The 15,106-nt window shown below is 57.9% G+C and carries 21 protein-coding genes; 9 read left to right on the top strand and 12 right to left on the bottom strand.

Annotated features, from left to right (window positions below; all coding sequences use genetic code 11):
- Positions 1 to 3: 3 nt before the first annotated feature.
- Positions 4 to 999, bottom strand: coding sequence for a peptidase U32 family protein (locus LB453_RS19635; protein ID WP_103793798.1), 996 nt, complete (start codon positions 997 to 999; stop codon positions 4 to 6).
- Positions 1,000 to 1,055: 56 nt separating this feature from the next.
- Between LB453_RS19635 and LB453_RS23340 the strand changes: the two genes are divergently transcribed.
- The 3 genes from LB453_RS23340 to LB453_RS19625 are packed head-to-tail and all read left to right on the top strand — an operon-like array spanning position 1,056 to position 2,227.
- A complete protein-coding gene (locus tag LB453_RS23340) occupies positions 1,056 to 1,178 on the top strand; it encodes a hypothetical protein (protein ID WP_255728864.1) in 123 nt (40 codons plus the stop codon).
- A gap of 24 nt (positions 1,179 to 1,202) precedes the next feature.
- Positions 1,203 to 1,727, top strand: a complete 525-nt coding sequence (locus LB453_RS19630) for an SCP2 domain-containing protein (RefSeq protein WP_103793799.1) — start codon at positions 1,203 to 1,205, stop codon at positions 1,725 to 1,727.
- Positions 1,721 to 2,227, top strand: a complete 507-nt coding sequence (locus LB453_RS19625; RefSeq protein ID WP_103793800.1) for a GNAT family N-acetyltransferase — start codon at positions 1,721 to 1,723, stop codon at positions 2,225 to 2,227. The genes LB453_RS19630 and LB453_RS19625 overlap by 7 nt, the downstream gene beginning before the upstream one ends.
- On the opposite strand, the gene LB453_RS19620 is transcribed toward LB453_RS19625, so the two are convergent.
- Positions 2,211 to 2,498: a GIY-YIG nuclease family protein gene (locus LB453_RS19620; protein WP_103794033.1), complete on the bottom strand. Its 288-nt coding sequence runs from the start codon at positions 2,496 to 2,498 to the stop codon at positions 2,211 to 2,213. The two genes, LB453_RS19625 and LB453_RS19620, sit on opposite strands and share 17 nt — an antisense overlap.
- Before the next feature lie 90 nt (positions 2,499 to 2,588).
- Between LB453_RS19620 and LB453_RS19615 the strand changes: the two genes are divergently transcribed.
- On the top strand, positions 2,589 to 3,035 hold the full coding sequence (locus LB453_RS19615) for a YhbP family protein (RefSeq protein WP_103793801.1): 447 nt from the start codon (positions 2,589 to 2,591) through the stop codon (positions 3,033 to 3,035).
- Between the two features lie 18 nt (positions 3,036 to 3,053).
- Here LB453_RS19615 and LB453_RS19610 read toward each other — a convergent pair whose 3' ends face one another.
- Positions 3,054 to 3,575, bottom strand: a complete 522-nt coding sequence (locus LB453_RS19610; protein WP_103793802.1) for a type 1 glutamine amidotransferase domain-containing protein — start codon at positions 3,573 to 3,575, stop codon at positions 3,054 to 3,056.
- 144 nt (positions 3,576 to 3,719) lie between these two features.
- On the opposite strand from LB453_RS19610, the gene LB453_RS19605 reads away from it, so the two are divergent.
- A complete protein-coding gene (locus tag LB453_RS19605; RefSeq protein WP_103793803.1) occupies positions 3,720 to 4,346 on the top strand; it encodes an NAD-dependent epimerase/dehydratase family protein in 627 nt (208 codons plus the stop codon).
- Here the strand turns inward: LB453_RS19605 and nrdG are convergent.
- The 6 genes from nrdG to argF all read right to left on the bottom strand — a co-directional run bounded on the left by nrdG (position 4,343) and on the right by argF (position 10,282).
- On the bottom strand, positions 4,343 to 4,822 hold the full coding sequence (nrdG, locus tag LB453_RS19600) for an anaerobic ribonucleoside-triphosphate reductase-activating protein (RefSeq protein WP_103793804.1): 480 nt from the start codon (positions 4,820 to 4,822) through the stop codon (positions 4,343 to 4,345). The genes LB453_RS19605 and nrdG overlap by 4 nt on opposite strands.
- Entirely contained in the window at positions 4,819 to 6,957 is a 2,139-nt protein-coding gene (nrdD, locus tag LB453_RS19595; RefSeq protein WP_103793805.1) for an anaerobic ribonucleoside-triphosphate reductase, read from the bottom strand. The genes nrdG and nrdD overlap by 4 nt, the downstream gene beginning before the upstream one ends.
- A 208-nt stretch (positions 6,958 to 7,165) precedes the next feature.
- Positions 7,166 to 7,552, bottom strand: coding sequence for a 2-iminobutanoate/2-iminopropanoate deaminase (gene ridA / locus LB453_RS19590; protein ID WP_103793806.1), 387 nt, complete (start codon positions 7,550 to 7,552; stop codon positions 7,166 to 7,168).
- Positions 7,553 to 7,634: 82 nt separating this feature from the next.
- Positions 7,635 to 8,099 carry an aspartate carbamoyltransferase regulatory subunit gene (gene pyrI / locus LB453_RS19585; RefSeq protein WP_103793807.1) on the bottom strand — a complete coding sequence of 155 codons (465 nt, stop codon included), beginning with the start codon at positions 8,097 to 8,099 and terminating at the stop codon, positions 7,635 to 7,637.
- A 12-nt stretch (positions 8,100 to 8,111) separates the two neighbouring features.
- The gene (pyrB, locus tag LB453_RS19580) at positions 8,112 to 9,047 is read right to left on the bottom strand and encodes an aspartate carbamoyltransferase (RefSeq protein WP_103793808.1); all 936 of its coding nucleotides are present in this window, start codon (positions 9,045 to 9,047) and stop codon (positions 8,112 to 8,114) included.
- A gap of 227 nt (positions 9,048 to 9,274) precedes the next feature.
- Positions 9,275 to 10,282 carry an ornithine carbamoyltransferase gene (gene argF, locus LB453_RS19575; RefSeq protein WP_103793809.1) on the bottom strand — a complete coding sequence of 336 codons (1,008 nt, stop codon included), beginning with the start codon at positions 10,280 to 10,282 and terminating at the stop codon, positions 9,275 to 9,277.
- A gap of 163 nt (positions 10,283 to 10,445) precedes the next feature.
- Here argF and rraB point away from each other — a divergent pair, with 163 nt between their 5' ends.
- The 3 genes from rraB to LB453_RS19560 all read left to right on the top strand — a co-directional run bounded on the left by rraB (position 10,446) and on the right by LB453_RS19560 (position 13,106).
- Positions 10,446 to 10,874, top strand: a complete 429-nt coding sequence (rraB, locus tag LB453_RS19570) for a ribonuclease E inhibitor RraB (protein WP_033793365.1) — start codon at positions 10,446 to 10,448, stop codon at positions 10,872 to 10,874.
- A gap of 57 nt (positions 10,875 to 10,931) precedes the next feature.
- Positions 10,932 to 11,693: a tRNA isopentenyl-2-thiomethyl-A-37 hydroxylase MiaE gene (miaE, locus tag LB453_RS19565; protein ID WP_103793810.1), complete on the top strand. Its 762-nt coding sequence runs from the start codon at positions 10,932 to 10,934 to the stop codon at positions 11,691 to 11,693.
- A 624-nt stretch (positions 11,694 to 12,317) separates the two neighbouring features.
- Positions 12,318 to 13,106, top strand: a complete 789-nt coding sequence (locus LB453_RS19560; protein WP_103793811.1) for a histidine phosphatase family protein — start codon at positions 12,318 to 12,320, stop codon at positions 13,104 to 13,106.
- Here LB453_RS19560 and LB453_RS19555 read toward each other — a convergent pair.
- Entirely contained in the window at positions 13,101 to 13,604 is a 504-nt protein-coding gene (locus tag LB453_RS19555) for a GNAT family N-acetyltransferase (protein WP_103793812.1), read from the bottom strand. The two genes, LB453_RS19560 and LB453_RS19555, sit on opposite strands and share 6 nt — an antisense overlap.
- Positions 13,605 to 13,892: 288 nt before the next feature.
- On the opposite strand from LB453_RS19555, the gene LB453_RS19550 reads away from it, so the two are divergent.
- Positions 13,893 to 14,405: a hypothetical protein gene (locus LB453_RS19550; protein WP_224481555.1), complete on the top strand. Its 513-nt coding sequence runs from the start codon at positions 13,893 to 13,895 to the stop codon at positions 14,403 to 14,405.
- Positions 14,406 to 14,422: 17 nt separating this feature from the next.
- Here LB453_RS19550 and LB453_RS19545 read toward each other — a convergent pair whose 3' ends face one another.
- Both LB453_RS19545 and LB453_RS19540 read right to left on the bottom strand, forming a co-directional pair.
- Positions 14,423 to 14,755: a type II toxin-antitoxin system PemK/MazF family toxin gene (locus LB453_RS19545; RefSeq protein ID WP_103793814.1), complete on the bottom strand. Its 333-nt coding sequence runs from the start codon at positions 14,753 to 14,755 to the stop codon at positions 14,423 to 14,425.
- Entirely contained in the window at positions 14,755 to 15,012 is a 258-nt protein-coding gene (locus LB453_RS19540) for an antitoxin (RefSeq protein ID WP_103793815.1), read from the bottom strand. The genes LB453_RS19545 and LB453_RS19540 overlap by 1 nt, the downstream gene beginning before the upstream one ends.
- Between the last annotated feature and the right edge of the window lie 94 nt (positions 15,013 to 15,106).

Here is a 15,106-nt window from a genome sequence, read left to right as displayed (position 1 = left end):
TCCTTATTGCCATTCACGGTGGTAAGCGCCAAGCGTGGTTTGCGAGCCTTCGGACAGTTCGTCCAGCGCCGCCGTCCAGGCCTCGGTAACCGCAAAGCTCTCTGGCGCGTGCCTGCAGCGGTCGATCGCCTGACGCCAGACGCGCGCCACCTGTGCCACATAGGCCGGGCTGCGCTGGCGTCCCTCAATCTTCACCGAGGCGACGCCAGCGCGCAGCAGATCCGGCAGCAGCGTCAGGGTATTCAGGCTGGTGGGCTCCTCCAGTACGTGATAGCGCTGACCGTTGACCTGATAGCGTCCTTTGCACAGCGTGGGATAACCGGCGCTCTCATCCGCCGCGTAGCGGTCGATCAGCACATCGTTAAGGCGCGACTCCATGCCGTTGGCCGTTTGCTGCCAGCGCACAAACTTCGCCGGTGAACAGGCGCCCGCGCTGTTGGGCGATTCGCCGGTCAGCCAGGAGGAGAGATAGCAGCGGCCCTCTGCCATGATGCAGAGGCTGCCGAAGGCGAAGACTTCGAGCGGCACCGGCGTCTCGCGCGCCAGCTGCTTCACCTGATGCAGCGATAACACGCGCGGCAGCACCACCCGGCTTAGGGCAAAGTGACGATGGTAGAAGCGCACCGCTTCCAGATTGGTGGCGGAGGCCTGCACCGACAGATGGCGTTCAACCTCGGGATAGCGCTGCGCGGCGTACTCCAGCGTGGCGATATCGGCGAGGATCAGCGCATCCGCGCCGTTCTGCGCCGCCACGTCGATGGCGCGCCGCCAGCGGCCCATGCCGTCAGGGTGAGCGAAGGTGTTAATAGCGACATGTAATTTACGGCGATGCTGATGCAGATAGCGCGCCGCTTCCACCAGCTTCTTATCGGTAAAGTTCAGCCCGGCGAAGTGGCGCGCGTTGGTGTCATCTTTCAGTCCGACATACACCGCATCGGCGCCATTCTCCACCGCTGAACGCACGGCGGGCAGATTACCGGCCGGACACAGCAGTTCCATAGTGATCCCTCGTCGACAGGACAAGGTGACGAGTCTAGGCAAGCGGCAGGGGCGAAATGTTGATTTGGGGCAGTGAATCGCCAGTTGAAGCGACGGATAGCGGAAAATTGGCGCAATGGGGCGGCGAAATTATTGATCTCGGCTGCGGCGTGCGGCGGCGGATGTGGCAATATACCTGAAATTTCCACAAGGGAGAGACGCCCGTGTTTCAACAGTTACGTGCTGAGTTAGTGAAAAAAGGCCCGAAATTCCTGGCCTTACCTGTTTCGCTTACCCCGTTCCCGTTAAAAAAAGCTTTTCTGCAACAACTCCTAAACTGGCAATTTCGCCATGCTTTGGCGGAAGGTGAGTTAGACTTTCTGCAGGCGCGTCATCTGGGTATTGAGATCGCAGATGTGGGTTTACGCTGGATTACTACCATTGAAGAGGGCCAGCTCAGGGTCGTACAGGATGCCGAAGCGGACGTCTGGTTCCGCGGCAATGCAAACGATCTGCTGCTGGTCGCCGCCCGTAAGGCGGATCCGGATATGCTGTTTTTCCAGCGTCGTCTGCTGATCGAAGGCGACACAGAGCTGGGACTGGAGGTGAAAAACCTGATGGATGCTCTGGAACTTGAGTCTATGCCCACGGCGTTGCGCACGGGACTGCAGCAGCTGGCTGCGTTTGTCGAAGCGGGAATGAAACAGGACGCGAAGGCCGCACAGGCGCGCGTGGAGACTGTATGTTAATTCGCACAGAAATTGGGGTGGATGCGGCAAGCATCGACAGTTTGTTAAGACGCAGCTTCAGCACCGAAGCGGAAGCCGAACTGGTGCAGCAGCTGCGGGAAGACGGGCTGCTGACGCTGGGCGTGGTCGCGACGGACGACGAAGGCCAGGTGCTGGGCTACGCCGCGTTCAGCCCGGTGACGTTACAGGGCGAAGACCGTAACTGGGTCGGCCTGGCACCGCTGGCGGTCGATGAAAGCGTGCGCGGCCAGAAAATCGGCGAGCAGCTGATCTACGCCGGGCTGGATACGCTGAATGAGTTCGGCTACAGCGCGGTCGTGGTGGTGGGCGATCCGGCCTACTATAATCGCTTCGGCTTTGAGCCAGCTGCGCGCCACGGGCTGCGCTGCCGCTGGCAGGGCAGCGAAGCGGCATTTCAGATCTATCGCCTGGCGGACGATGCCTTTGTCGGCGCAGAAGGTGAGATCGATTTCGCCGAGCCGTTTAACCGGCTTGCGTAAGCCAGCTGGCAAGGCAGTCCGGCTGTTGTGCCACCAGCCGCAGCTTCTGCTGGCGGCTGAGCTGCTTGACCTGGTACTCCAGCCGCGACGCCGCGGCGCGGTCGCCGGCGTCGCAGCGATAAACCAGCGACAGCGGGCCTCTGCCGCGCAGGGCGCGCGCGCCGCGTCCGGCGGCATGCTGCTCGACGCGCCGCGCCACGTCGGTGGTGATGCCGGTGTAGAGCGCGCCGGCGGCGGTCTGGACAATATAGAGCTGCCAGCCCTCATTCATAATCTGCATCCCTGAATCTTTACTGTCGGGCAGTGTAGCGCGCCAGCGGCGCGGCGGCTATCTGACGATTTTTGCACGGAGCAATAGAAGGTGTCTGACCATTCTCATCTGGTGCGTTACCTGAAAAAACAGCATGTCCTCTCGCTTTGTTGCCAGGCCGACAACGACCTCTGGTGCGCTAACTGCTTTTACGTGTTCGACGAGGCACGCATGGCGTTCTGGCTGATGACGGAACCTGACACGCGCCACGGCGCGCTGCTGCAGGCCAATCCGCAGGTCGCGGGCACGGTCAACGGCCAGCCGAAAACCGTGCTGCTGATTAAAGGCGTGCAGTATCGCGGCCAGATTGCGCGGCTTGAGGGCGACGCGGAAGCGCAGGCGCGCAAGGCTTATCAAAAACGTTTTCCAGTGGCGCGCAAAGTCTCAGCACCGCTGTGGGAGATCCGGCTGGAGGAGGTCAAGATGACCGATAACGCGCTGGGTTTTGGTAAGAAAATTAGCTGGCGGCGTGACGAGAGTGACATCCCTTTCCCCTGAGGGAAAGGGAAAAGGGCGTTATGACGCCTGAAGGATCCGCAGCGACTCGCGGTTAAAGGCGGGCAGATCGTCCGGGGTGCGGCTGGTGACGAGTCGATCGTCATCTACAATCACCTCTTCATCATAGAAGTCCGCGCCGGCGTTACGCAGATCGACAGCAATTGCCTTCACGCAGGTCATTTTGCGGCCGCGCACGCCGTTAGCGCTGATCAGCAGCTGCGGGCCGTGGCAGATAGCGAAAATCGGTTTGCCGCTGGCAACGAACTCTTTAGTAAAGGTGACAAAACGATCGTCGCTGCGCAGCGAGTCGGGCGAATGGCCGCCAGGCAGCAGCAGCGCGTCAAATTCTGCCGGGCTGACGTCGTCAATGGCGCGGTCGATTTTTACCTGCGCTTCGCCCTGCTTGCCGGTGACGGTTTTACCCGCCTCTTTCTCAATGGTCACCACCTCAAAGCCCGCCTGCTTGTAGGCGTCGGCCGGTGAGGTGAACTCTGAGTCTTCAAATTCATCGGTAATCAACACCGCAATCTTCTTGCTCATTTTTCCCCTCCTCATTGATGGTTCGCGCACGATGCGCTCTCCTGGTGAACAGGTTAAGCCTGGTTGTTTGTGCTAAAAATGCAAGCCGGGCGGCAAAAGCTGACTATATTTCAGAGTAATGGCAACAGGTTAGCGGGAGGCGAGATGCATCGTGTATTGGTAACCGGCGCGACGGGACTGGTGGGCGCGCATCTGCTGCGTTTGCTGGCGGCGGATGCGCGCGTCGACGAAATCATCGCGCCGACGCGTCGTCCGCTGCCGCCGATGAACAAGGTGGTTAATCCGGTAGAGGCGGACCTGACCGACGCGCTGCGGCCGCTCAACCTCGCCATCGACAGCGTGTTTTGCTGCCTCGGCACCACGCGAAAAGAGGCGGGCAGCAAAGAGGCGTTTCTGCACGTCGACTATACGCTGGTGGTGGATACCGGCCTGAGCGGGCTGCGGCTGGGCGCAAAGCAGATGGTGGCGGTCAGCGCGCACGGCGCAAATCGCCATTCCCCTTTTTTCTATAACCGGGTAAAAGGCGAGATGGAGACGGCGCTGCGTCATCAGGGCTGGCCGCGACTGACGCTGATCCGTCCTTCGCTGCTGCTGGGCGAGCGCTCGCGCAAACGCACCGGCGAGAGCCTGATGGCGCCGCTGTTCGGCCTGCTGCCTGGCAACTGGCGCTCGGTCTCTGCGCTGGCGGTGGCGAAGTGCATGCACGCCTGCGCCTTTCAGCCCGCCGGCGATCGCATTGAAATTATCGAGTCGGGAGCGATCCCGCGTTAGCTGCGCTCTTTGTGCAGGTCCCAGATAATCTGATTGCGGCTGCCGCGCCACAGCAGCGTCGCATCTTTTTCCGCCTCGACGAAGCGCCCGTCGATCAGCACATCGATATAGCTCAGCACTTCGCGCTGCGCGCAGCTTAGCTCGGCGCGCTGATAGCCGGTCCAGAGCCAGATATCTTTCCCCGGACACTCCGCGCGCACGCGTTTCACCAGCCGGCGAATATGGGGCACGTTGTGCGGATGCAGCGGATCGCCGCCGCTCAGCGAAAGCCCCTGACGACGAATGCGCGTATCCTGCAGATCGGCAATCAGGCGCTCCTCATGCGCCAGGGTGAAAGGCGTGCCGGAGTCGAGCCGCCAGGTGCTCTGGTTATAGCAGCCGCGACACTGGTGCTCGCAGCCGGCCACGAACAGCGTGCAGCGCGTGCCCGGGCCGTTAACGATGTCGACATCGTAGTAGCGATGAAAATGCATCATCCCAGCGGTCCGCTCTCCAGATGTTTGACGCGCCGCTGCACCTCTTCCTGCTTGCCGGCGTTGAACGGGCGCGCGTCGGGGCTGCCGAGATAGCCGCAGACGCGGCGCGTCACCGAGACGCGCGCCGGATCGTGATTGCCGCAGTTCGGACAGGTAAAGCCGCGGCTGGTGCAGCTGAACTCGCCGGTAAAGCCGCACTCATAGCATTCGTCGATTGGCGTATTGGTGCCGTAATAGGGCACGCGATCGTAGCTGTAGTCCCACACGTCTTCGAGCGCCTTGAGGTTATGCTGAACGTTGGGATATTCGCCGTAACAGATGAAACCGCCGTTCGCCAGCGGCGGATAGGGCGCCTCAAAGTCGATCTTGTCGTAAGGGTTCACCTTTTTCTCCACGTCGAGGTGAAAGCTGTTGGTGTAGTAGCCTTTATCGGTGACGCCGGGCACCACGCCAAACTGCGCGGCGTCGAGGCGGCAGAAACGGTCGCAGAGGTTTTCGCTCGGCGTGCTGTAGAGACTGAAGCCATAGCCGGTTTCCGCTTTCCAGGCGTCGGTCGCGGCGCGCAGGCGCGAGACAATCTCAATCCCTTTAGCGCGCAGGGCGGGATCGTCATAGGGATGGCGCGCGCCGCCGCTCAGCGCGTTAAGGGTTTCATGCAGGCCGATATAGCCCAGCGACAGCGAGGCGCGCCCGTTGCGGAAAATCGGTCCCACTTCATCATCGGCGTTAAGCCGTACGCCGCAGGCGCCCTCCATATAGAGGATCGGCGCCACGCGCGCTTTGGTTTTTTCCAGTCGGGCGATGCGCGTCATCAGCGCGCGCTTCGCCAGCGCCAGCCGCGCGTCGAGCAGCGTCCAGAAACGCGCCTCGTCGCCCTGCGCCTCCAGCGCAATGCGCGGCAGATTGAGGCTAATAACGCCCAGATTATTGCGCCCTTCGTGAATTTCGACGCCGTTTTCCTCATAGACGCCAAGAAAGCTGCGGCAGCCCATCGGCGTTTTAAAGGAGCCGGTAACTTTCACCACCTGGTCATAGTTAAGAATATCGGGATACATACGCTTGCTGGCGCACTCCAGCGCCAGCTGCTTGATGTCGTAGTTGATATCGCCCGGACGGCGATTCAGCCCTTCGCGGATCGCAAACACCAGCTTGGGAAAGACGGCGGTCTTATGGTTTTTACCCAGCCCGGCGATGCGGTTGCGCAGGATCGACTGCTGGATAAGCCGCGCCGCCCAGCTGGTGCCAAGCCCGAAGCCGAAGGTAACGAACGGCGTCTGGCCGTTGGCGGTATGCAGCGTATTGACCTCATACTCCAGCGACTGAAAGGCGTCGTAGCACTCTTTCTCGGTGCGCGCCCGCGCATAGGCCTCAACGTCGGCAATCTGCCATTCGGCGGCAATAGCGCGATGCTTCTCCATGCTGAGCAGCACAAAGGGCGCCAGCACTTCGTCGATGCGGTTAATGGTGGTGCCGCCGTAAATATGGCTGGCGACCTGGGCGATGATCTGCGCGGTCACCGCCGTGGCGGTGGCGATCGACTTCGGCGGCTCGATTTCGGCGTTGCCCATCTTAAAGCCGTTGGTAAGCATGCCTTTCAGATCGATCAGCATACAGTTGAACATGGGAAAGAAAGGGGAGTAGTCGAGATCGTGGTAGTGGATCTCGCCGCGCTCGTGCGCCTGCACCACGTCGCGCGGCAGCAGTTGCTGCTGCGCGTAGTGTTTCGCGACGATCCCCGCCAGCAGATCGCGCTGCGTCGGGATTACCTTGCTGTCTTTATTGGCGTTTTCGTTCAGCAGGGCGGCGTTAGTCTGATCGACCAGGCCGCGAATGGCGTGATGCAGCTTGCCACGCTGTTCGCGCGCCACGTCGCGATCGTGACGATATTCGATATAGGCGCGCGCCAGCTGCGGATAGGGGCCGCTCATCAGCGTCTCTTCAACCGCGAACTGAATATCGCGGATATCCACTTCGGCGCGGTCGGCCAGCTTCTCGCTGACGCGCTGAGCGACCGTCGCACACCAGTCTGCATCCTCAACCTGCGCCGCGCGCGCAGCCGCCGCTACCGCCGCCTCGATTCTCGCTGCGTCAAACTCTGAGCGACAGCCGTCGCGCTTCACCACTACCTTTGCCATGCTCTTTCCGTCCCCTATATGTTGTGCCAGGAAAGATTTTAGCCACTATATATGGATGTCAGGAGAATTTAATCGCCGATGTTTTGACCTGAAACAAAGAAGCGCGGGGCGTGGCGCAAAGCCAGGCAGAAGGAAAAACGAGGACGGTGTTGACGACAGGAAGGCGGAACAGGGGATACGCGCTGCGGGCGCAGCGCGCAGCAGATCCTTAGCGGCGCAGGGCGATCGCTTCGATCTCGATCTTCACATCTTTCGGCAGACGCGCCACTTCCACGCAGGAGCGCGCCGGGAAGCTGGCGTTATGCTCGGCAAAAAAGGCTTCGTAGGTGGCGTTGACGGTAGCGAAGTCGTTAAGGTCCTTGACGAAAACCGTGGTTTTCACGATGTCGCCAACCTGCAGGCCTGCCGCTTCAACGATCGCTTTGACGTTTTCCAGCGACTGACGCGCCTGAGCGTCGATCGCCTCCGGCACCGCACCGGTCGCCGGATCGACCGGGATCTGCCCGGAGGTGATGATCATATTGCCCAGATCCACGCCCTGCACATAGGGACCGATCGCCGCTGGCGCTTTTTCCGTACTGATTTCGCGAGACATACTTGCTCCTTAAGAGTGACGCAGCGGCGGCTTGCCGCCGCTGGCGAGAAACATCGCCCCATTATAGGGACGAGCAGGGCGATTACCAGTGACCGAGCACCACGTGGTGCGCAAAGGCTTTCTCGCAATATTTGCAGGTCAGCACCACCTCGGCGTCGCGCTTTTTCACCGCAAAGCTGGAGAAGACCGGCTCGCTGCGGCTGATGCAGTTGCCGTTTGGACAGGTCAGCACGCGCTCAATGCGATCCGGCAGCGTCGGCGCGATTTTTGCCACGACTTCATAGTCGTCGATGCGGTTGACGGTGGCGTGCGGCGCATAGACCGCCAGCTGGTTGATCTGATCCTCGGTGAGAAAGGTGTTTTCGATCTTGATCAGATCTTTGCGCCCCAGCTCGCCCGAGGGCAGGTTAAGGCCGATGGTGATGCGCTGGTCGGTTTCGGTAAGCCGAAACAGCGACAGCAGCTTAAATCCAACCTGCGCGGGAATATGGTCAATAACCGTGCCGCGCTTGATCGCTTCTACCTGCAGTTTGTTGTCGTGAGTCATGGCGATTGCTCCTTACAGATCCTGTTCGCTGTTGAGTACCAGCGCCAGCAGAGCCTGACGCGCGAAGATGCCGTTGCCTGCCTGCTGGAAATACCAGGCGTAAGGCGTTTTATCCACATCGGTGGCGATTTCGTCAACGCGCGGCAGCGGATGCAGCACTTTCATATTGTCGCGCGCGCCAGCCAGATCCGCCGCGCGCAGAATAAACTGCGCCTTGACGTTGGCATATTCCGACGGGTCGAGCCGCTCTTTCTGCACGCGGGTCATATAGAGAATATCGGCGTGTGGGATCACCGCTTCGATGCTGTCGTGGCGCGACCAGACGATGCCGCGCTCATCCAGCGTATCGGTGATATAGGCCGGCATCGCCAGCGCGTCGGGCGCGATAAAGTAGAAGCGGTTGCCGTTGAACTTCGCCAGCGCCTGGGTCAGGGAGTGCACCGTGCGGCCATATTTCAGGTCGCCGACCATAGCGATGCTCAGGTTGTCCAGCCGGCTCTGCGTTTCACGGATGGTAAAGAGATCCAGCAGCGTCTGGGTCGGGTGCTGATTGGCACCGTCTCCGGCGTTAAGGATCGGCACGCCGCCGGAAAATTCCGTAGCCAGCCTCGCGGCGCCCTCCTGCGGATGACGCATCACGATAGCGTCGACGTAGGTGCCGATCACGGAAATCGTATCCGCCAGGGTTTCCCCCTTCTTGCCGAGCGAGGTGTTGCTGCCGTCGGCGAAGCCCACCACCGACGCCCCCAGCCGGTGGATCGCCGTTTCAAACGAGAGGCGCGTGCGCGTTGAGGCTTCAAAGAAGCAGCTGGCGATCACCTTGTGCTTCAGCAGCTCCGGCTGCGGATTGGCTTTCAGCCGCGCGGCGGTGTGCAGCACCAGCTCCAGTTCGTCGCGGCTGAGATCGTTAATGGAAATAATATGTTTGCGATATAACGGGTTAGCCATAGTTCGCCTCTCTGCGCTACCGAATTGCGGACAAAAAAAAGCCCCTGCTTAAGGGGCTTTTTTTACGATCGGGTTGATGACGGAAAAAACAGGGGCGCCGCCTGCGTTCAGGCGTGATGTCGCGTGAATGTTTGCGCTGCGCTGTTGCATGTTTCCTCCGGCAAATTGGGGCGCATTATACCCGTCCGCCATTTTGCATCAAGGGAAAACGTTTGCGGAGCGGCGGGCTAGGCCTGGCTCAGCGTCGCAACCATAACCGCTTTTATCGTATGCATGCGGTTTTCCGCCTGATCGAACACAATGCTGTGCTCCGACTCAAACACCTCGTCGCTGACCTCCATCCCGCCGTGCAGGCCATACTGCTCGGCCATCTGGCGGCCCAGCGTGGTCTGATCGTCATGAAAGGCCGGCAGGCAGTGCAGGAACTTCACCTGCGGGTTGCCGGTCAGCTGCAGCATCGCCTGATTCACCTGGTAGCCACGCAGCAGCGCGATACGCTCTTCCCACACCGCTTTGGCTTCGCCCATCGAGACCCAGACGTCAGTATAGATAAAGTCCGCGCCCTTGACGCCTTCGGCGATATCCTCAGTCAGGGTAATGCTGCCGCCGGTTTTCTGCGCCGCCTGACGGCAGGTGGCGACCAGGTCGGCGTCTGGCCAGCAGCCTTTCGGCGCGACCAGGCGCAGATCCAGGCCAGTCACCGCCGCCGCTTCCAGCATGCTGTTGCCCATATTGTTGCGTGCGTCGCCCACGTAGACCAGGGTCATCTCGTGCAGCGCCTTGCCCGGCAGATGCTCCTGCATGGTCAGCAGATCAGCCAGCAGCTGGGTCGGGTGAAACTCGGTGGTGAGGCCGTTCCATACCGGGACGCCGGCGAATTCCGCCAGCGTCTCCACCAGCGCCTGGCCGTAGCCGCGGTACTGGATGCCGTCATACATGCGGCCCAGCACGCGGGCGGTATCTTTCATCGACTCTTTATGGCCGATCTGGCTGCCGCTCGGGCCGAGGTAAGTGACGCTGGCGCCCTGATCGTATGCGGCAACTTCGAAAGAGCATCGGGTACGGGTCGAGTCTTTTTCGAAGATGAGCGCGATGTTTTTGCCCTTCAGGCGCTGGGTTTCGCTACCGTTTTTTTTAGCGCGTTTTAATTCAGCGGCGAGGTCGAGCAGGGAGGTGATATCGGCCGGGCTAAAATCGAGCAGCCGAAGGAAGTGGCGTTGAAAAAGGTGACTCATAACGGGCTCCAGTGCAGCCATTCTGATTGAATGAAAATTCAATCTAAACGTATGAATATTCATTTTCAACCCCAGCGTAAAGAAACTTTCCGTTTTGAGTAGTGGCGCGCCGGGCAGTGTGGGAAAATACTTGTTTATTGCCGAACACTGAGGGGAATTCGCCATGGCATATGAAGCATTGCTGGAAGAGCAGCGTGAAGAGACACGCCTGATCATTGATGAGCTGCTGGAAGATGGCAGCGATCCGGATGCGCTCTATACCATTGAACATCATCTCTCCTGCAACAACTTCGACTCGCTGGAAAAAGCGGCCGTTGATGCGTTCAAGCTGGGCTATGAAGTGACCGAGCCGGAAGAGCTGGAGCTGGAGGATGGCACCACGGTGATGTGTGTCGATATCCTGAGCGAGTCGGCGCTGAAGCCTGAGCTGATTGACGCGCAGGTTGAGCAGCTGGTGAATCTGGTCGGCAAATATAACGTCGATTATGACGGCTGGGGCACCTACTTCGAAGATCCCGACGCTGAAGACGAAGATGACGACGAAGACGGCGACATTATCGACGGCGACGAAGATAACGGCGTACGCCACTGAGTTCTCCTGGCGGAGCCGCGCGCTCCGCCTTCCCGTATCCTGCCTTTTTGAACCGACATGAACTACGCACCGCTGCTCGAACCCGTCTATCAGTTTTTACTCTGCCGCACGCCGCAAGCCTGGATTGACGAGGCGCGCAAACCGGAAAATCTGACGCTGCTGCTGACCGACCATCTGGTTTGCGAACTGAAAGCGGCGCAGACCGCCACCTGGCTGATCCGTAAATATGTCGCCGACAAGCCGAGCGGCGAAGCGATCCTCGCCTGGCTTAAGCCCTACGAAGATTTTATTTTCCGCGAGCACCCCGACAGCCAGTTTATCCAGGCGCATAAAAACCTCTCCAAAAGCATCATCGTGCGCAATGAGCTGCCCTGGGCGGACGATCTGGTGGAGAAGATGGTGCTGCTGATTAAAGAGGAGCTGCACCACTTTTATCAGGTGTGGGAGATTATGCAGGCGCGCGGTTTGCCCTATAAAAAGATCACCTCAAGCCGCTACGCCAAAGGGCTGCTGCGGGAGATCACTACGCACGAGCCCGATACGCTGGTGGACAAGCTGATTTGCGGCGCCTATATCGAGGCGCGCTCCTGCGAGCGCTTTGCCAGTCTGGCGCCCTGGCTGGACGCGGAGCTGGAGAAGTTCTATATCTCGCTGCTGCGTTCGGAAGCGCGCCACTATCAGGACTATTTAGCCCTGGCAGCGCAGATCTCGCCGAAAGATATCACGCCGCGCGTGCGGGCGATTGGCGAAGCAGAGGCGAAGCTGATTAGCGAACCGGATACGGAGCTGCGTTTTCACAGCGGCGTGCCGGCGTGGTAAATCTCTGTAACGGCACGCGGTATCAGGGTGCCGTTTCATTTTTTCACGCCTGTTTAGCCAGGGGCTATTTTGATTGCGCGCGCTGTACATTATCTGCGTAAAGGGGCATTTCTCGCTTTTTAACCTGTTATTTTTTTGTGTGGCCTCTCACAAAAGGCTATTTATTGCCCTGACTTCTGCCGGGCAATTAAATATATTCCCCTTATTACTGCGGGATTGTTATTTTCAAGCAAAACCCGACTCACGACATCTTTAATTAAAAGCTGTCGTGAGTCGGGTTTTTTACAGGTTAACGCCATGCCACAAAGGCGCAGCGCTATAGATCGCCGTAAAACCTCGTCCTGCACACCAGCATAAACGGCAGATCACGGCTGATTATACTGCTGCGCCGGGCGAGAAACTCAGCGAGCGGAAGCGGAGATTGCGAACGCTATATAAATGTTAACTGGCGCAGAGTGCGCTTAATTAGCGCTGGCTTTTACCTTTTGAATTCTGGCTGGTTATATAAAAACAGTAAGGATAACCCGATTAATAATACGCAGAAAAATTATATGTGCGCAAAGCGTCTGTCGACGGAAATTGCCACTGAATAGAGATTCAACATGTTTAATAAGGAGAGTAACCATGAAAATCGTGCTTAAGACCCTCTTTGCTATCGCGCTGTTGTTGGGCGGCACTATCAGCAGCGCCTGGGCAGCCGATGTGATGCTCTATGTGACGCGTCATGGCAAGACGATGTTCAATACGGTGGAGCGCGCGCAGGGATGGTCCGATACGCCGCTGACGCCCGCTGGCGTGGCGGTTGCCGAGCAGCTGGGGCGAGGATTGCAGCCGCTTACCTTTATCGCTGCCTGGTCCAGCGACGCGGGCAGGGCGAGAGAGACGGCGCAGCTGGTAATGAAAACATGGAAAAATCCGCCGCTACTCCAGGAGAAGAAAGGTTTACGCGAGGTGTGCTTTGGCCTGTACGAGGGGGACCTGAATAAAAACATGATTACGGCCGCAGCGCATCAGGCGGGCTATAGCTCGGACGCCGCGCTGATGGAGGCGTACAGCGCCGGTAAGATCGATATTGCTGGCATCATCGATGCGATTAAACGGGCGGAAGCGTCAGGCTCGCCGGCGCTGGAGGGGATGAAGTCAACCGTGCAGGCGGAAAGCGCTCAGCAGGTAGCAAAACGTATGGTGGAGAGCATGACTGACATAGCGCGACAGGCTCAGCAGCAGGGCGGCGGCAACGTGCTTGTGGTCAGCCACGGTCTGGCTATTTCGTCGCTGCTACAGGCGCTGGGCGATAAAGGATCAAATCAGCCGCTAAAAAACGCCAGCGTCTCCCTGCTGCGCTACACCGACAGCGGCAGGTTCGTGATTGAGTCTGTTAACGATATGCGCTACGTCGAGCGCGGGCTATAGCGTTTTCAGCATACGGACTTCGCAGTCCACATGGCCTGTACAGCCCAGTGCGTTATCAATATGTTCGAAGCCCAGAGATTCGTAGAGCCTGATCGCGCGCGTCAGGCTGCCGGTGGTTTCCAGATAGCAGCGGCGGAAGCCGCGCTGACGCGCATGCTCCATCGCGCGCAGCGCCAGCTCGCGCGCCACGCCAAAGCCGCGCACCTCTGGCAGGAAATACATTTTCTGCAGCTCACAGATATCGGGCGCGCTGCAGGCGAGGGGAGCGACGCCGCCACCGCCCATGACTTTTCCCTGATGCTCAACAATCCAGTAGGCGCTGTGCTCGGCGCTGTAGAGTTCATACAGGCTGTCGAGCTGCGGATCGGCCACGGTATAGCCTTTGTCCGCGGTCAGGCCGAACTCCGCCGAGACGGTGCGGATGACCTGGGCGATATGGGAATTGTCGGCGGCGCTGATGGGGCGCAGCTTAAGTGAAGGCTGAGTTTCAAGGATCATGGCGAAATAGCGTGGTTAACTCGGTTAGTCATTCACCAGAAATAGCATTATCGTCGGTGAAAAGCAATATAACTGATAATGCATGGAGGCATGAAATGGTAGCGTTACGCTGGTTATTTAAAAATTATAAAAACTTATCTGTTCTTTTTGTTGTGACGGAATTTATAAACGTTTGGGCTTACTTTCAGTTGCTTGGTCGTATAGATTTTTTCCTTTGATTATTGGGAATATTGCGGGAAGTTTAGCGGCATTAATACCGTCTCTGATTTTTTTATTGCCATATCTTTCATGTTTGTCTTGCCATCTGCGATTTTTATGATTTTCAAAAATAAAAGCGAGCGCGATCGGCCTGTTCCCTCCACACTGGCGCTAGCGCCCGCCGTGCTTATTGTTGTTATTAGTGATTTTTCCGCTCTGCTCATTCAGATTAACCAGGGTGGAATTGAGCTGGTAGGGATGTCTTCCTGGGAAAAAAAGGTTTTTGCCTTTAACGCGGATCAATTTCCTGCATATTATTTCCCGGAAAAAGAATGGGGGGAAACGCGCAAGTGGGATGAAGGTAATATTCGTCTTGTAAATGGAGTTGGGGTCTTTTCCAGCGGCGCAGTATGGCTGGTGTGTCCTTCTGCTATAAAAGAATTAAGGCAAAAGACTCTGGAAAATAATGGCTTAATCTGGAAGTCGGATGAGAAATCCAAAAAAGATCTCAACGATTTAAGTCAGTTTTGTCTGATAGCTAAAAGCGATCGGGTCAGAACAGGCGCGGCGTTAAAAAAATTATTTGAATCTCTTCCAGGCTAAACTGACCTTTATAAAGATTAAATGAGTATCGCACGCAAAATTGCCTGTACCTCTGCCATCACGTCGGCTGGAATTTTCTCCAGCCGCTTACCTTGACGAGCTCGCATATCAATCGCACGTGGCTGATCACAGCGAATAACGCCTCGGGTACGTGTACCAGCCTCATCGAGTGATACTGCGAAGCCTGCGGTACGGGCAAAACTTCCGCCAGTTGTTATGGGTAATACAACGGGTGTTTGCGTTAGCTGATTAAAAGCCGCAGGCGAGACTATCAATACGGGACGCGTGCCTTGTTGCTCATGACCGGCTGTAGGATCGAGTGAAACCAGCCAGATTTCGCCGCGCTCCATTAGAGTTCCTCTTTACCTACTGGCGTGGCATTAAGCCACTGACGATCTTCATCCGTCAGTTCCGCATTGGGGTCGCATTTAGCCAGCAACTCAGACAACGTGTAGCTGGGAACAGGTTTAGGTTCGATAATCAGACGGCCGTTATCGACGGTAAGACCAACCTGCGCATCGGCACTGAGCTGAAGGATATCGAGCAGAGCGGGGGGGACGGCTAACATAACAGAGCCGCCTACTTTACGAAGATGGGTCGTATGCATAAGTAACCTCCAAAAGTTATATTTAAATGTAACATAAGAGAGAACAGGGTGGCTACTTTCTATTCAATGTAATAAGCCGCCAATAAAAAACCCC

This window comes from Pantoea agglomerans (assembly GCF_020149765.1).
Classification (GTDB): Bacteria; Pseudomonadota; Gammaproteobacteria; order Enterobacterales; family Enterobacteriaceae; genus Pantoea; species Pantoea alvi.
This window is presented reverse-complemented; position numbering and strand designations above follow the sequence as displayed.